Source organism: Cupriavidus sp. 21MJTG02-4, from assembly GCF_057798975.1.
Window position 1 is genome coordinate 331,323 of the sequence record NZ_JBYOJP010000001.1, and the last position, 16,252, is coordinate 347,574.

Below are 16,252 nucleotides of genomic sequence, written 5' to 3' on the forward strand. Positions count from 1 at the left end.
TGGCTACCGCGCGCGGTAGCCGTACTGCTTACGGCTTCGGCTGCTTGACCGGACGCTGCCAGGCGGCGATGGTCATCTGCTTGGCGCGGGACAGCGTCAGCTGGTCGGCCGGCGCTTCCTTGGTCAGCGTGGTGCCCGCACCGATGGTCGCGCCGCGGCGCACCGTCACCGGCGCCACCAGCTGCGTATCGGAGCCGATGAAGACATCGTCCTCGATCACCGTGCGGAACTTGTTCGCGCCGTCATAGTTGCAGGTGATGGTGCCAGCGCCAATATTCACGCGCGAGCCGACCGTGGCGTCGCCCACATAGGCCAGGTGATTGGCCTTGCTATGCGCCGCGACCTGCGAGTTCTTCACTTCGACGAAGTTGCCGATATGCACGTCCTCGCCCAGCTCGGTGCCCGGGCGCAGCCGCGCGTACGGGCCGATGCGGCCCTCCGCGCCGATCTTCGCGCTGTCGATATGGCAGAACGGCTGCACTTGCGCGCCGGCGTCGATGGTGGCATTGCGGATCACGCAGTTGGCGCCGATCTGCACGCCATCGCCCAGATGCACGCGGCCCTCGAACACACAGCCGACATCGATGCTGACATCGCGCCCGCAGGTCAGCTCGCCGCGCACGTCGATGCGCGCCGGGTCGGCCAGCGTCACGCCGGCTTCGAGCAGGCGCTGGGCCTGGTTGCGCTGGTGGATGCGCTCCACTTCGGCAAGCTGGACCTTGCTGTTGACGCCGAGCGTTTCCCACACCGCCGCGGGCTGGGCCGAGACGATCTCGACGCCATCGGCCGCCGCGCGCTCGACGGTATCGGTCAGGTAGTACTCGCCCTGGGCGTTGTCGTTGCGCAGCGTGGACAGCCAGCGACGCAGGTGGCCGGTCGGGCACACGATGATGCCGGTATTGATTTCGCGGATCGCGCGGACGGCTTCGCTGGCATCCTTCTGCTCGACGATCCGGACGATGCTGCCCGCGGCATCGCGCACGATGCGGCCGTATCCGCTCGGGTCCGGCATCTCCACTGTCAGGACGCCGAACCGGCTCTTGCCGGCGGCTTCGACCAGTGACTTCAACGTCGCCGCGGAGGTCAGCGGCACGTCGCCGTAGAGAACCAATGTGGGCTGGCTGTCGTCCAACTGAGGAAGTGCCTGCGCCACCGCATGTCCGGTGCCCAGCTGCTGGGGCTGCTCCGCAAAGGTGACGTCATCGGCGGCCACGGCCGCGCGCACATGTTCGGCACCGTGGCCGACCACGACCACCAGGCGCGAAGGGGACAGCGTACGTGCCGTGTCGATGACATGCGCAAGCAGGGGACGCCCGGCCACGGGGTGCAGCACCTTGGGCAAATCGGAGTGCATCCGCTTGCCCATGCCAGCGGCGAGAATGACGATGTTCACAAGGAGACCCTCTTGGTGCATGGTTCGGGAAAGCTATTCTTTAAGGCACCAGCCGGCAGTTTGGCCGCCGGCTTTCGTGAGCCCTGTGGTGGTGGCATCCGCCGTTCCTGGAGCCGCCAGAACCGTTGCCAGGACCGGGCTTGCGGGCAATCCGGCAACCCTGGCAAGATGCGCGGCGATTTTAACATGACGGTTTCTGCCCAATACGCCCCTGTTTCCGATTTTCACAATCGCTGGCTACGCCGAATATTGGCGATATTCGCGGCGGCCGTCCTGTGCGGATGCAGCGCGATGAAGACCGGCTACCAGCAGGGCGACCGCCTGGCTTATTGGTGGATCGACCATTATGTCGACGTCAGCGACGCGCAGGAGCCGCCCACGCGCGAGGCCATTGCGCGCTTCTTCGCGTGGCACCGGCAGTCCCAGCTTCCCGAGATCTCGACTTTGCTGACCCAGGCCCGGGACCAGGTCCGGCAACCGGTCAGCGCCTCGTCCATCGTGCAGTTCCAGGAATCGAGCCAGCGGCTGGCGCGGCAATCGTTCAACCAGGCCATGCCGGACGTCGCCGACCTGCTGCTTACGCTGACCCCGGCGCAGATCGACCGCATCGAAAAGAAGTTCGATGAGGGCAACACCAAGTACCGCAAGAAGTTCCTGAGCGGCAGTGCCCAGGACCGCGAGTCGGCGCGCTTCGACAAGGTGATGGACTACGCGAAGCTGATCTACGGAAGCTTCTCCGATGAGCAGGAAAAGGCAATCCATGCCGCCATGGGCCCGCTGATGCAGGGCGCCCAGGCGCGCTACGCGGAGCGCCTGCGCCGCCAGGAGGACTGGCTGGCGCTGGCGCGGCAGGTCCAGCAGACGCATCCGCCCAAGGCGCAGGTCATCGAGCTGCTGCGCCGCTACGCTGACCACTGGCAGCACCCGCCCGGCGAAACCCGCGCCGCCAGCCACGACGCCAACAACCAGGCTGGCGTGGCGCTGGTCGCGACCATTGCCAACCTGACCACGCCAGCGCAGAAGGCGCATGCCGTCGAACGCTTCCAGAAATGGATCGACGATACGCGCAGCCTGATTCGCGAGCGCCAGGGCAACACTGCGCAGGCGGCGAACCAGTAGCGATCGCCCGATGCCCCACGGCAAGACGCCCGCGTGATAACGCGGGCGTCTTGAGCGGGCGTCTTGAGCGGGCGTCGTGCGCGGGCGTCGTGTTTTCCGGCCGGCAGGCTTACTCGGCGCTGGCCTGTGGCGCGGCCGCGGGCACCTGCCCGGGGCGCTCGAAGCGCACGAACTCCATCCGGTTCTCCTCGCTGCTGCCGGCAAACACCAGCGGCTGCTGCGTGAACGTGGTTTCGCCGAACAGCGAAGCTTCATCCACCTTGGCCAGGCCCGTGGCCAGCCCGGTGAACGGGAACAGGTCGGTGTCGGCCAGGTGCGACGGCACCACGTTGCGCAGGGACGCGAAGATGTTGTCGATGCGGCCGGGGTTTTCGCGCTCCCAGCCCTGCAGCATCTCGCTGACCTTCTTGCGCTGCAGGTTTTCCTGCGAGCCGCACAGGTTGCACGGGATGATCGGGAATTCCATCGCGCGCGCATACGCGGCGATGTCCTTCTCCGCGCAATACGCCAGCGGCCGGATCACGACGTGCGCGCCATCATCCGTCGCCAGCTTCGGCGGCATGGCCTTCATCTTGCCGCCGAAGAACATGTTCAGGAAGAAGGTGTTGACGATATCGTCGCGGTGGTGGCCCAGCGCGATCTTGTTGGCGCCAAGCTCCTTGGCCGTGCGGTAGATCACCCCGCGGCGCAGGCGCGAGCACAGCGAACAGGTGGTCTTGCCCTCGGGCACCTTCTCCTTGACGATCGAGTAGGTATCGGCCTCGACAATCACATATTCCACGCCGGTTGTCTTCAGGTACTCCGGCAGCACATGCTCGGGAAAACCGGGCTGCTTCTGGTCCAGGTTCATCGCGATCAGCTTGAACTTGATGGGCGCGCGCTTCTGCAGCGCCATCAGGACCGACAGCATGGTGTACGAGTCCTTGCCGCCACTCATGCAGACCAGCACGGTGTCCCCGTCCTCGATCATGCCGAAGTCGCCGATGGCCTTGCCGGTTTGCGATTGCAGCCTCGTCTCGAGGCGGTAGAAGTTATTGGAGTGGGTCATGAGGCATACCGGATCGTTGCGGCCGCCCGGATGAAATGGCCGGACGGCTCGGAAGGGGCGAGATTTTACCCGGGACCGATCAGTCCTGCTTGATGTGGAAGACTTCCACGCCCACCGAATCGCAATCCGGGTAGACGTCCGGCTTCTCGGTGGAGACGCGTACGGCGCGCACCTTCGGGTGCTTGAGCATGGCGCGGGCCACGTCGTCGCACAGCGTTTCCTGCAGGTGCACATGACCGAGCGCCATGCGCTGGGCCACGGTGTTGCGCATGAAATCGTAGTCGACGACCTCTTCGAGCTTGTCGGCCTGCGGCGTGCTGGCGGCCAGCGGCACGAACAGGTCGATATTGATCAGCACGCGCTGCTCGCCCTTCTTTTCGAATTCGTGCACGCCGATATTGATCTGGACTTCATAGTTGCGCAGGAACATGCGGCGGCAGTCTTGCAGGCTGGGATGGGTAAGGGCGGCGAGCATGGTCATGGCAAGCGGGGAAAGGTAATTCGGGAAGGGGTCTGGCCTGCCGCGCCCGGAAGACGGCGCGGCACGCGGGTCACATCATTCGGTCAGGAACATCACGTCACGCGACAGCGGCATCAGGTGCTGGCCGCCGTCGACGTACAGCGTGGTGCCGGTTACGGCGTTGGCGCGCGCCAGGTAGGCCACGGCCTGGGCAATGTCTTCCGGCGTGGACGACTTGCCCAGCGGCGTGACGCGGTGCGCGCGGCGGAAGCTCTGCTCCGACTGCTCGCCCGACACCAGCGTGATGCCGGGTGCTACGCCCACCACCCGCAGCCGCGGCGCAAACGCTTGCGCCAGCTGCACGGTTGCAGTCTGCAGCGCGGCCTTGGACAGCGTGTACGACAGGAAATCCGGGTTCAGGTTATCCAGCTTCTGGTCGAGCAGGTTGATCACCACACCGCGCGGATCGGCTGCGCCCGTGTCGGCGCTCAGTGCCTTGTACATCTCGCGCGCCAGCAGCAAGGGCGCCGCCACGTTGGTCCGCATATGCGTGTCCAGCGACGCATACGAAAAGCTCGTGGCCACGTCGTACTGGAACAGCGAAGCGTTGTTGACCAGGCAGGTCGGCACGCCAAGCTCGGCCGTGCAGGCGGCGATCAGCGTCGCGGTGGAGGCTTCGTCGGCCAGGTCGGCCTGCAGCACCGCGGCACGGCGGCCGAGGGCGCGGATGTTGACGGCCAGTGCCTCGGCCTCGTCGCGCGAGCGATGGCAGTGCACGGCCACGTCCCAGCCTTGTCCGGCCAGTTCGAGCGCAATGGCGCGGCCAAGCCGGCGCGCGCCGCCGGTGACGATGGCCACGCCGCGCGCCGCGGCGGCTTGCGTCTGGGCCGGCTGCATCTGGGCCGACAAGCCGGCAGGTTGATTCGATTCGGGCATTGCTACAATCGAGGCATGCAGAAAGCCGTTAGTTTACCCCTTCCCTCCGCCGATGCGCTGGCCGCCTCCGACTCGCTGGCCACGCTGATCGGCGAAACCATCGATGCGGCCGGTGGCTGGATCGGCTTCGACCGCTACATGTCGCTCGCGCTGTACGCGCCCGGGCTGGGCTACTACAGCGGCGGCGCCGCCAAGTTCGGGCGGGATATGCGCGACGGCAGCGATTTCATCACCGCGCCGGAACTGAGCCCGTTCTTCGCCCGCACGCTGGCGCGCCAGTTCGCGCCGCTGCTGGCGCAAGGCCTGCCGCGCCTGCTCGAATTCGGTGCCGGAACCGGCCGCCTGGCGGCTGACCTGCTGCTAGCGCTGGAACAGGAAGGGCAACTGCCCGAGTCCTACGGCATCGTCGAGCTGTCCGGCGAACTGCGCGCCCGCCAGCAGGACACGTTGTCGCAGCGCGCACCGCACCTGGCCGCGCGCGTGCAGTGGCTGGACACGCTGCCCGAGCGCTTCGAGGGCATCATCGTCGGCAATGAAGTGCTGGACGCCATGCCGGTGCGCCTGTTCGCGCGCACGGCCGGCCGCTGGCATGAACGCGGCGTGGCCCGCTCCGTCCCGGGCGATGACAGCACCGCAGCGCATGCCTTCACGTTCGAAGACCGCCTGGTTCCGGCCCATGCCATTCCCGATGCGCTGCACGCCATGCCTGGCGACCATGACATCGTCACCGAGACCCATGCCGAGGCCGATGGCTTTGCCCGTGCAGTAGGTGCGATGCTGACGCGCGGGGCCGCGTTCTTCATCGACTACGGCTTCCCGTCCGGCGAGTATTACCACCCGCAGCGCAGCGGCGGCACGCTGATGTGCCATTACCGCCATCACGCGCATCCCGATCCGTTCCTGTACCCGGGGCTGCAGGACATCACGGCGCACGTCAACTTCAGCGGCATTGCGCATGCCGCCGTCGATGCCGGCCTGGACGTGTCGGGTTTCACCTCGCAGGCGCGCTTCCTGATGAATGCCGGCATCACCGACCTGCTGATGACGCTGGACCCGTCCGATACGCGCGCTTTCCTGCCCGCCGCCAATGCGGTGCAGAAGCTCCTGTCCGAAGCCGAGATGGGAGAGCTGTTCAAGGTGATCGCGCTGACCCGCGGCCTGGATGGCAGTGAACCGCTCGCCGGCTTTGCGCGCGGCGACCGCTGCCACACGCTCTGAGCCGCTGCCGCCATGCTGCGCTGGACCCTCACCATCTTCCTGTGCGTGGTCGTGCTGTCGGCCGCCCTGCCCTGGCTGCAGAAGCTCGGCATCGGCCGGCTGCCCGGTGACGTGCGCTTCCGCCTGTTCGGGCGCGAGTACATGCTGCCGTTCGCCTCGACGATCCTGCTGTCGCTGCTTGCGCTAGTGATCGGGAAACTGATCTAGGCGAGCCTCGACGGCCTGCACGCGCGCCGCGTGCACACGTTCCCGGATCTGGCTGACGTCATCGGCCGACGCCTTGGCGATGGCACCGGCGTCGACGCCGGTGGCTGCGTCCAGCGCGGCCAGCAACCGTGCACGCTGCGGGTAGGTGTCCGACTCGAAGCCCTTGCGCCCGCGCTTGTCCGCCTCGCACGCAAGCAGCGCATCGGCAAAGCGGCCGGGCTTGCGCAGGGCATCGCAGCGTTCCAGCAGCCGTGTAATCGCGGCAGCGCCAAATGCCATGCAGCGGTGGATATTGCCATGCTCGCGCGCCACCACCACCGCCAGGTCGCGGCAGTCGTTGGGCACGCGCAGGCGCTTGCAGACGTCTTCGAGCAGCTCGACACTGCGGCCTTCGTGGCCCAGATGGCGCGGCAGCACGTCTTCGGGCGTGGTCCCCTTGCCCAGGTCATGGACCAGCGCGGCGAAACGCACGGCAAGCGGCGCATGCATGGCCGCGGCGCAGTCGATCACCATCATCACATGGACGCCGGTATCGACTTCGGGATGGTAGTCGGCACGCTGCGGCACGCCCCACAGCCGCTCCAGCTCGGGCAGCAGGCGCACGAGCGCGCCGCACTGGCGCAGCACCTCGAACATGCGCGACGGACGCGCCTCCATCAGTCCGCGTGCAAGCTCCTGCCACACGCGCTCGGCCACCAGCGCGTCGACCTCGCCGGCATCCACCATCCTGCGCATCAGCGCCACGGTCTCGGGCGCGACGGTGAAGTCATGGAAGCGCGCGGCAAAGCGCGCCACGCGCAGGATGCGCACCGGGTCCTCGGCGAACGCATCGGAGACATGGCGGAACTGCCGCGTGGCCAGGTCTTGCTGGCCGCCGTGCGGATCGATGACGGGGCCGACCAGGTTGCCGTCGGCGTCCACCGCGCGCGCCATGGCGTTGATGGTCAGGTCGCGCCGGACCAGGTCGTCATCGAGCGTGACATCGGGCTCGCAATAGAACGCAAAGCCCTTGTAGCCCAAGGCGGTCTTGCGCTCGGTGCGCGCCAGCGCGTATTCCTCTTTCGTGCGCGGATGCAGGAAAACCGGGAAGTCCTTGCCGACCGGCTTGTAGCCGGCGGCTTCCATCTCGGCCGGGGTGGCCCCGACCACGACATAGTCGCGGTCCTGGCTGGGCTTGCCCAGCAATTCGTCGCGGATGGCACCGCCGACGGCGTACACCTGCATGGTCTTGTCTCGCTATGGCGCGCCGCCGCGCGGCGCTCAGTGGCCGATGATAATCGCATCGCCCCGGTCGGGCGCGAGGCGATACGGCTCGTCATCCGCCAGGAAATCGCGCTCTTCGCGCGCGCCGGCGATCCATTCCTGCATGGCCGGCAACTCCAGGATGAAGTCCGCATACGCCTTGGCCGCATCGGGAAGGTGGATGCCGTACGTAGCGAAGCGGCTGACCACCGGCGCGAAATACGCGTCGGCGATCGTAAAGGTCCCGAACAGGAACGGCCCCGCATCGCCATGGCGCGCGCGCAGGTCGGTCCAGATCTGCGCGATCCGGTCCACGTCGCGCTGGACCGCTACGTTCCAGCCGCGGCCGGGCAGCACCGCCGTCGTGTTCATTGGCAACTGGCTGCGCAGGTTGGTGAAGCCGGCGTGCATTTCGGCGCAGACCGAGCGGGCATAGGCACGCTCGGCGCGGCCGGCGGGCCAGAGCGTCTTTTCGGGGAAGCGCTCGGCCAGGTATTCGGCGATCGACAGCGTGTCCCACACCGAAATGTCGCCGTCCACCAGCACCGGCACCTTGCCGGCCGGGGAATACTGCGCGATCTCGGCGGCGAAGCTGCCGACGAACAGGCGTACCTGCACTTCTTCGAAATCAATGCCGGCATGGCGCATCAGCAGCCAGGGGCGCAGCGACCAGGACGAGTAATTCTTGTTGCCGATGACGAGCTTCATCGCGGAATCCTTGGGGGCGGGATGGGGGAAGGTCGCCGGACAGCATGCAACATTCCTGCCCGGAAACCAGCGCGCCCGCATGCAGCCGGCGTGCGCGCCGAGCCCGTCATTCTGCCAGCGCCATGATCGGCCTCAAAGTGAAAAGCGCTCGCAACCGCTGTGAATCCCGGTCACAAGCGCCCGCACGCGTTACCGATGTACGCTTGCCCGCATGGCCGTGAGCTGCGCATCCCGGTTGCGGCCGGACAGCACGTCGGTCATCACGGCTTCCAGCCCGACCGGCTGCAGGCCCAGTTCGCCGGCCATGGGTCCGTGCAACACGTTGTCGAGCTGCATCGAATCGAGGTTGTCGCGCGACAGCATCGTTTCGCCTGGCATGTGCTCCATCACCGCGGCCTGCACGCGCGCCAGCGCGTCGGGCAGCGCAATCACCGGGCGCGGGTGGCCCGACGCCCGGCCGGCAAAACGCACCAGTTCTTCCAGCGTGTACACCTGCGGGCCGCCCAGGTCATAGCCCCGTCCGATGGTCGCGGGCGTGACCATGGCGTTGACGATGGCCTGCACCACGTCCTGCACGTAGATCGGCTGGAAGCGCGCATGCGCGCAGGCCAGCGGCACCACGGGGGCCATCTCCTGCAAATGGGCGAACAGGTTGAGGAAGTGATCGTCGGGGCCGAACACCACGGAGGGCCGCAGGATGGTCCAGTCCAGGCCGCTGCTGCGCACGATGCGTTCACCGTCGCCCTTGCTGCGCAGGTACATCGACGGGCCAGTGCTGTCGGCGCCGAGCGCGCTGATATGCACCAGGCGCCGGACGCCGGTACTCAGGCACGAGGCCACGACCTGCCTCACCATCTCCACGTGGGCCGCGGCAAATTCGGAACCATAGGGATCGCCGCGCTCGCCGTGCAGCACGCCGACGAGGTTGACGACGATGCCGTCCGTGCCGAGCGGGCCTATCGCATCGTCGAGCGCCGCGTTGTCGGCCAGCCCCAGTTCCGCGACCTCGACACGCGGCAGCAGCAGCAGGTGCTGCGCATGCTCCACGTTGCGGGCGCCGATCACGATGCGGTCGGGCGCAATGGGGGAATCAGGATTGGAGCCGGGCTCGAGCGGCGCGCCGGAGGCCGAGGCGGCGCCCGCCAGCCGGGAAGCGAGATGACTGCCGATGAATCCGGCGCCGCCGACGATGAGGACATTGCTGGACTGCATGGATGCCTCCGTGCGAATAGAACGGCACGCGGCGGCAGGCCAGTCATGGCACGGGCCCCGCTGAAGCGGGGCGCGCTCCCGGTCAGGGAAGGCTAGTGGTGGTCACCGCCGACGGTGCAACCTGGCCCAGGCGATACTTCAGCGACTGGGGCTGGCCGCTCATCAATGCAGCATAGTACGTAGCGTTGGAAAGCACATTCTTCACGTACGTACGCGTTTCGTTGAACGGAATGGTCTCGGCGAAAATCGCGCCTTCGACCGGGCGCGACAGCGTGCTGCGCCAGGCCTTGGGCCGTCCCGGCCCGGCGTTGTAGGCCGCCGACGCCAGCGTCCAGGAGCTGTCCAGGTCCGTCAGCACCATGCTCAGGTAGTTGGTGCCAAGCACGATGTTGATGTTGGGATCCCCCATCATCGACGGCGAGAAGTCCGCCATGCCGATCTTGCGCGCGACGTACTTGGCCGTGGCCGGCATCACCTGCATCAGGCCATGCGCACCGGCCGACGAGCGCGCGCTCATGATGAAGCGCGATTCCTGGCGAATCAGGCCATAGGCCCACGCCATGTCGAGGCCGACGTCGTCGGTGGCCCGCTGCATGAGGTCGCGGTAGGGCATCGGGAAGCGCAGCGAGAAATCATGCTCGGCGCGCGTGCGGTCCGCGGTATTGACGGTGCGGTCCAGCAGCTCGATCCGCCGCGCATACTCGGCCGCGGCCAGCAGCTCGCGGTCGTTCATGCCGCGCAGTTCCCAGTTCCATTCACGGGTGCCCTCGAAGCGCAGGTTCAGGTTGTAGAACTTCTGCGCGCGCTGGAAGCCGGCGCGGCTGCGCATGGCCATGGCTTCGGCATCGGTCACGGTGGTGCGCACCGGCAGCGTGATGCGGTTGCCCAGCTCTTCGGTGGCCAGCTGGCCGTAGAAGTTGAACTGGCCTGCGATCTGCTGGAACTGCTGCTGGGCCTCGGCATCGCGGCCATCGGCCTTCAGCGAGCGGCCGTACCAGTAGGTCCAGGCCGGATCCTTGGCGCGCAGCTGGGGACGCATCATCTCGATGGCCTGCCGCACCTGCTTCCAGTCGCCCTGGCGCAGCGCCGCACGCACGCGCCATTCCTGGGTTTCGTCAGACAACCACTGGTTGCCGCCCAGGTCCATCTGGCGGCGGTAGTAGCCGGCGGCATCCGGCAAAAGCTTCTTGGCGGCATACTGCCCCACCACGCCCCACGCCGCGCCCTGTTCGTCGCGCGACAGGCTGCCGGCGCTGGCCGTCAGGTAGGCCGCGGCCTGCGACGGGTCATTGCGCGCCATCTTGACGATGGTGGCCAGCATGTCGCTGTCCATGCGCGCATCGGGCACCGTGGCCGCGATCCTGGCGGCCAACGAAACCAGGTTCTGTTCCAGCGCCTGGCGCGTCTGGAAGGCAACGTCGCTGCGCTGGATCTGCTGGCTCTGCACCAGGTAGCCGATCAGGTCGACGCAGCCTTCGCCGTAGTAGCGCACATCGCTCAGCACGTTGCGCGTATCGGCCGCCACGTTCTGGCCCTTGAGCGCGCGCGACAGCAGCGCGTAGCACTCGACCTGCGTGTCGTCCTTGAGCACGAACTGCGGGTACTCCGCGTCGAAATTGGCCCAGTCGCGCTTCTTGCCCAGCACCAGCAGCCAGTCGTTGCGCATGCGGTCGGCAATGGCTTCGCCCTTGTAGCGCTGCAGGAAGGCGCGGACCTGGTCATCAGGTGCATCGATGCGGGCCAGGCCGCTGCCGTCGAACATCTGCGGCTTGATGCGGAAGTACTCGACGTATGACGGAATCGGATAGTCCACCAGCGTCGCGGAGATCGCATAGGCGCGGTCCGCGTCGTTCTTGCGGGCCGCATCGCGCAGCGCGGTGAAGGCGTCATCCGGGTCGGTCGGAATGGCCGGCGGCTGGGGCGCGCGCACGACCGGTTGCTGCGGGCGCTTTTGCGCCAGCACGGGGGTGGCAAGCAAGGCACACGCCACGGCGACCCATGCGGCCCGGCCGGCACGCCGCAGATATACTCCCTTCAGCATTCTTTGCTTCCTTGTTGTTGACGCCGCGCCGCGCCGCCCATGCCGGGAACATCGCCCCGCATCCGCGCAGCCGCCGTCAGTGTTGGTTTGTTCGCAGACATTATCCCACGCCATGTCAGCCGCTCATCCGCCTTCGCCGCCACCCGGCACCGGCGCGGAAGAAGACCGCCGCGCCCTGCGCACGCGCCTGCTCGCGCAGCGCGCCGCCGTTTCCGACCGCGCCAGCGCCGAAACCCGCATTGCCGCCAGCTTGCTGCCGCTGCTTGAACGGCTGGCGATCCGCTGCCTCGGTTTTTACTGGCCCATCCAGCAGGAATTCGACGCGCGCGCCGTCGTGGCCCGGTGGCTCGCCGCGGACGCCAGCCGCCATGCCGCGCTGCCCGCGGTCAGCCGTCCCGGCGTGCCGCTCGACTTCCATCTCTGGACCCCGCAGACCGCGATGACCAAGGGGCACTACGGCATTCCGGTACCGGACGGCACCGACGCAGCCCAGCCCGATGCCTTGCTGATTCCTTGTGTCGGTTTCAGCGCCGACAAGTTCCGTCTCGGTTACGGCGGCGGCTTCTACGACCGCACGCTGGCCGCCATGCCGACGCCGCCGGTCGCCATCGGCATCGGCTTCGAGGCCTGCCGCATCGCCCTGCAGGCCCGGGAACATGATTTGCCGATGGACTGGATCGTCAGCGAAGCGGGCGTGTTCTGACGCCAGCACTAACGGTGAAACAGCGCGACGCTTTAGGACTCAGTTGGCCTGCACCAGCTCGTCCACGAGCATGCGCATGCAGCGCCAGTGCGAGCCTTCCCAGAACACGCGGCGGCACTGATCGCAGGTGACGAAGCGCTCATGGCGCTCCAGCACCGCCGGCGGCACGCGCCCCGCCACGGCCTCGCGCGCGACGTGCTGCAGCGGTACGTTGCAATCGAGGCAGAGCGAAAACGGCCGCGCGCTGCGGGCCAGGTCGAGCCGGCTGAAGATCTCGCGCACCTGCGGCGTGGACTTGATCGCGCGCACGTAGCAGCCGTGCGTGATGCCACGGCGCTTGAGCAGCTCCCGGTCGCGCGTCAGCACGACACGGCCTTCCTGTGCGGCGATACGCTCGATCTCGCTGTCTTCGAAGTGGTTGTCGTAGAGCGTGTCGAAGCCCATCATGCGCAGCAGATGCGCCAGGCCACCCAGATGGGCGTCGGCCACGAAGCGCAGGATCCGCAGGGGGTGCGCGCGGACCCGCAGCAGCGGTGAGACATCGAGGCATTCGAACTTGGGATAGACCGAGACGCGGTCGCCATCGCGAAGGATCCGGTCAAACCCGGACGACTCACCGTTGACCAGGATGAGTTCGACCTCGGTATGCGGCACGCCCAGTGCCTCGATCATATGCTTGACCGTGGCGGCGCGTGCGCATGGGCAGGACAGGTCACGCCCGCGCTGGTCCGGCGCTAGGAAGTCGTTCAGCTCTTCGTAAAAGCGGAAGGTGGCGGTGACCATGACACCGAGTATGACACCGATGGCACCGTGTCGGCACTCAGCCCTTCTGGTTCGCCAGGCGCAACGCCGCCTCCACCGCCATCTGCGCCCATGGCGTCATCGACGCCGGCGATTCCAGGCATTCCGGCGGCATGGCCAGGTAGTGGCGCAACGTCACCTCGCCCCTTGACGAGGCATAGCGGAACGCATGGCTGCCCTGCGCTTCGAAGCGCGCCAGGGTCTTGTCGTCGGCCTTGAGATAGCACTGCCCGCCGCTGACCAGCGCGAACATCAGCCCGTCGTAGAACAGGCCGTGCCCACCGAACATGCGGCGCGCGGAGATCGCGCCGATGCGCGCCGCCAGCGGCCCCATCAGTTCGAGCAGGTGCTCGATGAAGGGATCGGGTCGGCGCGCGGCCACGCTCAGAGCTTCAGGCGCTGCCAGATCGCCTTGGTGGCGCCGGCCGCGTTGAGCGTATAGAAATGCAGGCCCGGCACGCCGCCCGCCAGCAGCCGTTCGCACAGCGCCGTGACGACGTCCAGGCCGAACGCGCGGATCGACTCGCGGTCGTCGCCGAAGCCTTCGAGCCGCTTGGCCACCCAGCGCGGCACTTCGGAGCCGCACATCTCGGAGAAGCGCATCAGCTGCGAGTAGTTCGTGATCGGCATGATGCCCGGCACGATCGGCACGTCCACGCCCATCGCGCGCGCATCGTCGACGAAGCGGAAGTACGCGTCGGCGTTGAAGAAATATTGCGTGATGGCGGAGTTGGCGCCGGCCTTCACCTTGCGCACGAAGTTCTCCAGGTCATGGCGCGGCGACTTGGCCTGCGGATGGTATTCCGGGTAGGCCGCCACTTCGATCTGGAACCAGTCGCCGGTCTCGGCGCGAATGAACTCCACCAGCTCGTTGGCGTAGCGGAATTCGCCGATCTCGCCCATGCCTGACGGCATGTCGCCGCGCAGCGCGACGATATGGCGGATGCCGCCGTCGCGGTACTGCTGCAGGATGGCGCGGATGCTCTCGCGCGAGGACCCGACGCACGACAGGTGCGGCGCGGCCTCGATGCCTTCGCGCTGGATTTCCAGCACGGTGTCGAGCGTTCCCTGCTGCGTGGTGCCGCCGGCGCCGAACGTCACCGAGATGTACTTCGGGTTGAGCGGAGCGAGCTGCGCGCGCGTGTTGCGCAGCTTCTCGGCGCCCTCCGCCGTCTTGGGCGGGAAGAATTCAAAGCTGTAGTAGCGGTCTTGCATGATAGTGGCGCGCCGCGTTGGCACGGCGCGCTTGATAGGACCCGCGAGGACCCGCGGCAGTGCGTGGCCGTCAGGCCGCGCGTTCGCCCAGCAGCAGGCTGGACAGCAGCCACGAGATCACGCTGTACAGGATGGAGCCCAGCAGGGCCGCCCCGAAACCGCCGACCGAGAAGCCCGACAGCAGGTTGCCGACGAACAGGAACAGCAGCGCGTTGATCACGAAGATGAAGAGCCCGAGCGTCAGCACCGTCACCGGCAGCGTCAGGATCACCAGGATCGGCCGGATCAGCGTATTGACCAGGCCCAGCACCAGCGCGGCCAGCATCGCCGAGCCAAAGCTCTTCAGATGGATCGACGGCAGGATGTACGGCAGCACGAACAGCGACACGGCGTTGATGATCCAGACGATCAGCAGTCTCATGACGGCTCCTTGAAAGCGGTTTTTCCCCTCTCCCGCAAGCGGCAGAGGGGCCTTCACTTCAGTTCAATAACGGTAGTGATCAGCCTTGTACGGACCTTGCTTCTGCACGCCGATGTAGGCCGCCTGCTGCTCGGTCAGTTCCGTCAGCTGCGCGTTCAGCTTCTTGAGCTGCAGGCGGGCGACCTTCTCGTCCAGGTGCTTGGGCAGCGTGTAGACGCCCACCGGGTACTTGCCGCTGTCGCGTTCCTGCCAGAGTTCGATCTGCGCGATGGTCTGGTTGGCGAATGAGCTGCTCATCACGTACGACGGGTGCCCCGTGGCGCAGCCCAGGTTCACCAGGCGGCCCTTGGCCAGGATGATCAGCTTCTTGCCGTCGGGGAACTTGACGTGATCGACCTGCGGCTTGATCTCGTCCCATTCGTACTTCTCGATCGAAGCGATGTCGATCTCGTTGTCGAAGTGGCCGATATTGCAGACGATGGCCTGGTCCTTCATCTTGGCCATGTGGTCATGCGTGATGACGTGGTAGTTGCCGGTGCAGGTGACGAAGATATCGCCGTGCTCGGCGGCGTAGTCCATGGTGACCACGCGGTAGCCTTCCATCGCGGCCTGCAGTGCGCAGATCGGGTCGATTTCGGTGACCCACACCTGTGCCGACAGCGCACGCAGTGCTTGTGCGCTGCCCTTGCCCACGTCGCCGTAGCCTGCGACCACGGCAACCTTGCCGGCGATCATCACGTCGGTGGCGCGCTTGATGCCGTCCACCAGCGATTCGCGGCAGCCGTACAGGTTGTCGAACTTGCTCTTGGTGACCGAGTCGTTGACGTTGATGGCCGGGAACTTCAGGTCGCCCTTCTGCGCCATCTGGTACAGGCGGTGCACGCCGGTGGTGGTTTCCTCGGTCACGCCGCGGATGGCGGCCAGGTTGCGGCTATACCAGCTCGGGTCCCTGGCCAGCTTTTCCTTGATCGCGGCGAACAGGAAGGTCTCTTCCTCGCTGCCCGGATTGGCGATCAGCGAAGCGTCCTTCTCGGCCTTGGCGCCCAGGTGCAGCAGCAGCGTGGCATCGCCGCCGTCGTCCAGGATCATGTTCGGGGTGCCGCCGTCGGCCCAGTCGAAGATGCGGTGCGTGAAGTCCCAGTACTCCTTCAGCGACTCGCCCTTGAACGCGAACACGGGAGTGCCGCCCGCGGCAATCGCGGCGGCGGCGTGGTCCTGCGTCGAGAAGATGTTGCACGAAGCCCAGCGCACATCGGCGCCCAGTGCCGCCAGCGTCTCGATCAGCACGGCCGTCTGGATCGTCATGTGCAGCGAACCGGCGATGCGCGCGCCCTTGAGCGGCTGCGCGGCGGCGAATTCGTCGCGGATCGCCATCAGGCCAGGCATTTCGGTTTCGGCGATGGCGATTTCCTTGCGGCCCCAGCCGGCCAGGCCGATGTCGGCCACGAGGTAATCTTGCTTGAGGTCGGTCACAGCGTTCATGTTTCACTCCGGTGAAGAGTGGGACGACGGTGACGGGCGGGAAATC

17 protein-coding genes are annotated in these 16,252 nt (G+C 66.9%); 4 read left to right on the forward strand and 13 right to left on the reverse strand.

Annotation, left to right across the window (positions count from 1 at the left end; translation table 11 throughout):
• Positions 1–28 precede the first annotated feature (28 nt).
• Complete coding sequence (gene glmU, locus AC3FKH_RS01605; RefSeq protein ID WP_488672366.1) at positions 29–1,393, reverse strand: bifunctional UDP-N-acetylglucosamine diphosphorylase/glucosamine-1-phosphate N-acetyltransferase GlmU; 1,365 nt, start codon at positions 1,391–1,393, stop codon at positions 29–31.
• A gap of 291 nt (positions 1,394–1,684) precedes the next feature.
• On the opposite strand from glmU, the gene AC3FKH_RS01610 reads away from it, so the two are divergent.
• Positions 1,685–2,512, forward strand: a complete 828-nt coding sequence (locus AC3FKH_RS01610) for a DUF6279 family lipoprotein (RefSeq protein ID WP_488672368.1) — start codon at positions 1,685–1,687, stop codon at positions 2,510–2,512.
• A gap of 109 nt (positions 2,513–2,621) precedes the next feature.
• On the opposite strand, the gene ttcA is transcribed toward AC3FKH_RS01610, so the two are convergent.
• The 3 genes from ttcA to AC3FKH_RS01625 all read right to left on the reverse strand — a co-directional run bounded on the left by ttcA (position 2,622) and on the right by AC3FKH_RS01625 (position 4,917).
• Positions 2,622–3,560: a tRNA 2-thiocytidine(32) synthetase TtcA gene (ttcA, locus tag AC3FKH_RS01615; RefSeq protein WP_488672370.1), complete on the reverse strand. Its 939-nt coding sequence runs from the start codon at positions 3,558–3,560 to the stop codon at positions 2,622–2,624.
• Positions 3,561–3,639: 79 nt separating this feature from the next.
• On the reverse strand, positions 3,640–4,041 hold the full coding sequence (locus AC3FKH_RS01620) for a dihydroneopterin aldolase (RefSeq protein WP_488672372.1): 402 nt from the start codon (positions 4,039–4,041) through the stop codon (positions 3,640–3,642).
• Between the two features lie 75 nt (positions 4,042–4,116).
• Entirely contained in the window at positions 4,117–4,917 is an 801-nt protein-coding gene (locus AC3FKH_RS01625) for an SDR family oxidoreductase (protein WP_488672875.1), read from the reverse strand.
• Positions 4,918–4,971: 54 nt separating this feature from the next.
• On the opposite strand from AC3FKH_RS01625, the gene AC3FKH_RS01630 reads away from it, so the two are divergent.
• Together AC3FKH_RS01630 and AC3FKH_RS01635 are read left to right on the forward strand one after the other, a co-directional pair.
• Positions 4,972–6,174 (forward strand): class I SAM-dependent methyltransferase, encoded by a 1,203-nt coding sequence (locus AC3FKH_RS01630; protein WP_488672374.1) that lies wholly within the window; start codon positions 4,972–4,974, stop codon positions 6,172–6,174.
• 12 nt (positions 6,175–6,186) lie between these two features.
• Entirely contained in the window at positions 6,187–6,381 is a 195-nt protein-coding gene (locus AC3FKH_RS01635; RefSeq protein WP_483710206.1) for a DUF2905 domain-containing protein, read from the forward strand.
• On the opposite strand, the gene AC3FKH_RS01640 is transcribed toward AC3FKH_RS01635, so the two are convergent.
• The 4 genes from AC3FKH_RS01640 to AC3FKH_RS01655 all read right to left on the reverse strand — a co-directional run bounded on the left by AC3FKH_RS01640 (position 6,358) and on the right by AC3FKH_RS01655 (position 11,584).
• Positions 6,358–7,605, reverse strand: coding sequence for a multifunctional CCA addition/repair protein (locus tag AC3FKH_RS01640; RefSeq protein WP_488672377.1), 1,248 nt, complete (start codon positions 7,603–7,605; stop codon positions 6,358–6,360). The genes AC3FKH_RS01635 and AC3FKH_RS01640 overlap by 24 nt on opposite strands.
• A 36-nt stretch (positions 7,606–7,641) precedes the next feature.
• Positions 7,642–8,331 (reverse strand): glutathione S-transferase family protein, encoded by a 690-nt coding sequence (locus AC3FKH_RS01645; protein WP_488672379.1) that lies wholly within the window; start codon positions 8,329–8,331, stop codon positions 7,642–7,644.
• 189 nt (positions 8,332–8,520) lie between these two features.
• A complete protein-coding gene (locus AC3FKH_RS01650; RefSeq protein WP_488672381.1) occupies positions 8,521–9,543 on the reverse strand; it encodes a complex I NDUFA9 subunit family protein in 1,023 nt (340 codons plus the stop codon).
• 82 nt (positions 9,544–9,625) lie between these two features.
• The gene (locus tag AC3FKH_RS01655; protein WP_488672383.1) at positions 9,626–11,584 is read right to left on the reverse strand and encodes a lytic transglycosylase domain-containing protein; all 1,959 of its coding nucleotides are present in this window, start codon (positions 11,582–11,584) and stop codon (positions 9,626–9,628) included.
• Positions 11,585–11,696: 112 nt separating this feature from the next.
• Here AC3FKH_RS01655 and AC3FKH_RS01660 point away from each other — a divergent pair, with 112 nt between their 5' ends.
• Positions 11,697–12,287: a 5-formyltetrahydrofolate cyclo-ligase gene (locus tag AC3FKH_RS01660; RefSeq protein ID WP_488672385.1), complete on the forward strand. Its 591-nt coding sequence runs from the start codon at positions 11,697–11,699 to the stop codon at positions 12,285–12,287.
• 39 nt (positions 12,288–12,326) lie between these two features.
• Here the strand turns inward: AC3FKH_RS01660 and AC3FKH_RS01665 are convergent, their stop codons facing one another.
• From AC3FKH_RS01665 to ahcY, 5 genes are all read right to left on the reverse strand, one after another.
• Positions 12,327–13,070, reverse strand: a complete 744-nt coding sequence (locus tag AC3FKH_RS01665; RefSeq protein ID WP_488672387.1) for a Mut7-C RNAse domain-containing protein — start codon at positions 13,068–13,070, stop codon at positions 12,327–12,329.
• Between the two features lie 37 nt (positions 13,071–13,107).
• Positions 13,108–13,470 carry a TfoX/Sxy family protein gene (locus AC3FKH_RS01670; protein ID WP_488672389.1) on the reverse strand — a complete coding sequence of 121 codons (363 nt, stop codon included), beginning with the start codon at positions 13,468–13,470 and terminating at the stop codon, positions 13,108–13,110.
• Between the two features lie 2 nt (positions 13,471–13,472).
• Positions 13,473–14,303 (reverse strand): methylenetetrahydrofolate reductase [NAD(P)H], encoded by an 831-nt coding sequence (gene metF / locus AC3FKH_RS01675; protein ID WP_483710198.1) that lies wholly within the window; start codon positions 14,301–14,303, stop codon positions 13,473–13,475.
• A gap of 70 nt (positions 14,304–14,373) precedes the next feature.
• Positions 14,374–14,724 carry a phage holin family protein gene (locus AC3FKH_RS01680; protein WP_011296404.1) on the reverse strand — a complete coding sequence of 117 codons (351 nt, stop codon included), beginning with the start codon at positions 14,722–14,724 and terminating at the stop codon, positions 14,374–14,376.
• A 63-nt stretch (positions 14,725–14,787) separates the two neighbouring features.
• Entirely contained in the window at positions 14,788–16,206 is a 1,419-nt protein-coding gene (ahcY, locus tag AC3FKH_RS01685; RefSeq protein ID WP_488672391.1) for an adenosylhomocysteinase, read from the reverse strand.
• Positions 16,207–16,252 lie beyond the last annotated feature (46 nt).

Excerpts from the sequence above, each read along its gene's own strand:
- ahcY (WP_488672391.1), bottom strand. The coding sequence starts at position 16,206 with ATGAACGCTGTGACCGACCTCAAGCAAGATTACCTCGTGGCCGACATC.
- ttcA (WP_488672370.1), bottom strand. The coding sequence starts at position 3,560 with ATGACCCACTCCAATAACTTCTACCGCCTCGAGACGAGGCTGCAATCG.
- AC3FKH_RS01625 (WP_488672875.1), bottom strand. The coding sequence starts at position 4,917 with ATGCAGCCGGCCCAGACGCAAGCCGCCGCGGCGCGCGGCGTGGCCATC.
- metF (WP_483710198.1), bottom strand. The coding sequence starts at position 14,303 with ATGCAAGACCGCTACTACAGCTTTGAATTCTTCCCGCCCAAGACGGCG.
- AC3FKH_RS01630 (WP_488672374.1), top strand. The coding sequence starts at position 4,972 with ATGCAGAAAGCCGTTAGTTTACCCCTTCCCTCCGCCGATGCGCTGGCC.
- AC3FKH_RS01645 (WP_488672379.1), bottom strand. The coding sequence starts at position 8,331 with ATGAAGCTCGTCATCGGCAACAAGAATTACTCGTCCTGGTCGCTGCGC.
- AC3FKH_RS01665 (WP_488672387.1), bottom strand. The coding sequence starts at position 13,070 with ATGGTCACCGCCACCTTCCGCTTTTACGAAGAGCTGAACGACTTCCTA.
- AC3FKH_RS01680 (WP_011296404.1), bottom strand. The coding sequence starts at position 14,724 with ATGAGACTGCTGATCGTCTGGATCATCAACGCCGTGTCGCTGTTCGTG.
- AC3FKH_RS01640 (WP_488672377.1), bottom strand. The coding sequence starts at position 7,605 with ATGCAGGTGTACGCCGTCGGCGGTGCCATCCGCGACGAATTGCTGGGC.
- AC3FKH_RS01620 (WP_488672372.1), bottom strand. The coding sequence starts at position 4,041 with ATGACCATGCTCGCCGCCCTTACCCATCCCAGCCTGCAAGACTGCCGC.
- AC3FKH_RS01650 (WP_488672381.1), bottom strand. The coding sequence starts at position 9,543 with ATGCAGTCCAGCAATGTCCTCATCGTCGGCGGCGCCGGATTCATCGGC.
- AC3FKH_RS01610 (WP_488672368.1), top strand. The coding sequence starts at position 1,685 with ATGAAGACCGGCTACCAGCAGGGCGACCGCCTGGCTTATTGGTGGATC.
- AC3FKH_RS01635 (WP_483710206.1), top strand. The coding sequence starts at position 6,187 with ATGCTGCGCTGGACCCTCACCATCTTCCTGTGCGTGGTCGTGCTGTCG.
- AC3FKH_RS01655 (WP_488672383.1), bottom strand. The coding sequence starts at position 11,584 with ATGCTGAAGGGAGTATATCTGCGGCGTGCCGGCCGGGCCGCATGGGTC.
- AC3FKH_RS01660 (WP_488672385.1), top strand. The coding sequence starts at position 11,697 with ATGTCAGCCGCTCATCCGCCTTCGCCGCCACCCGGCACCGGCGCGGAA.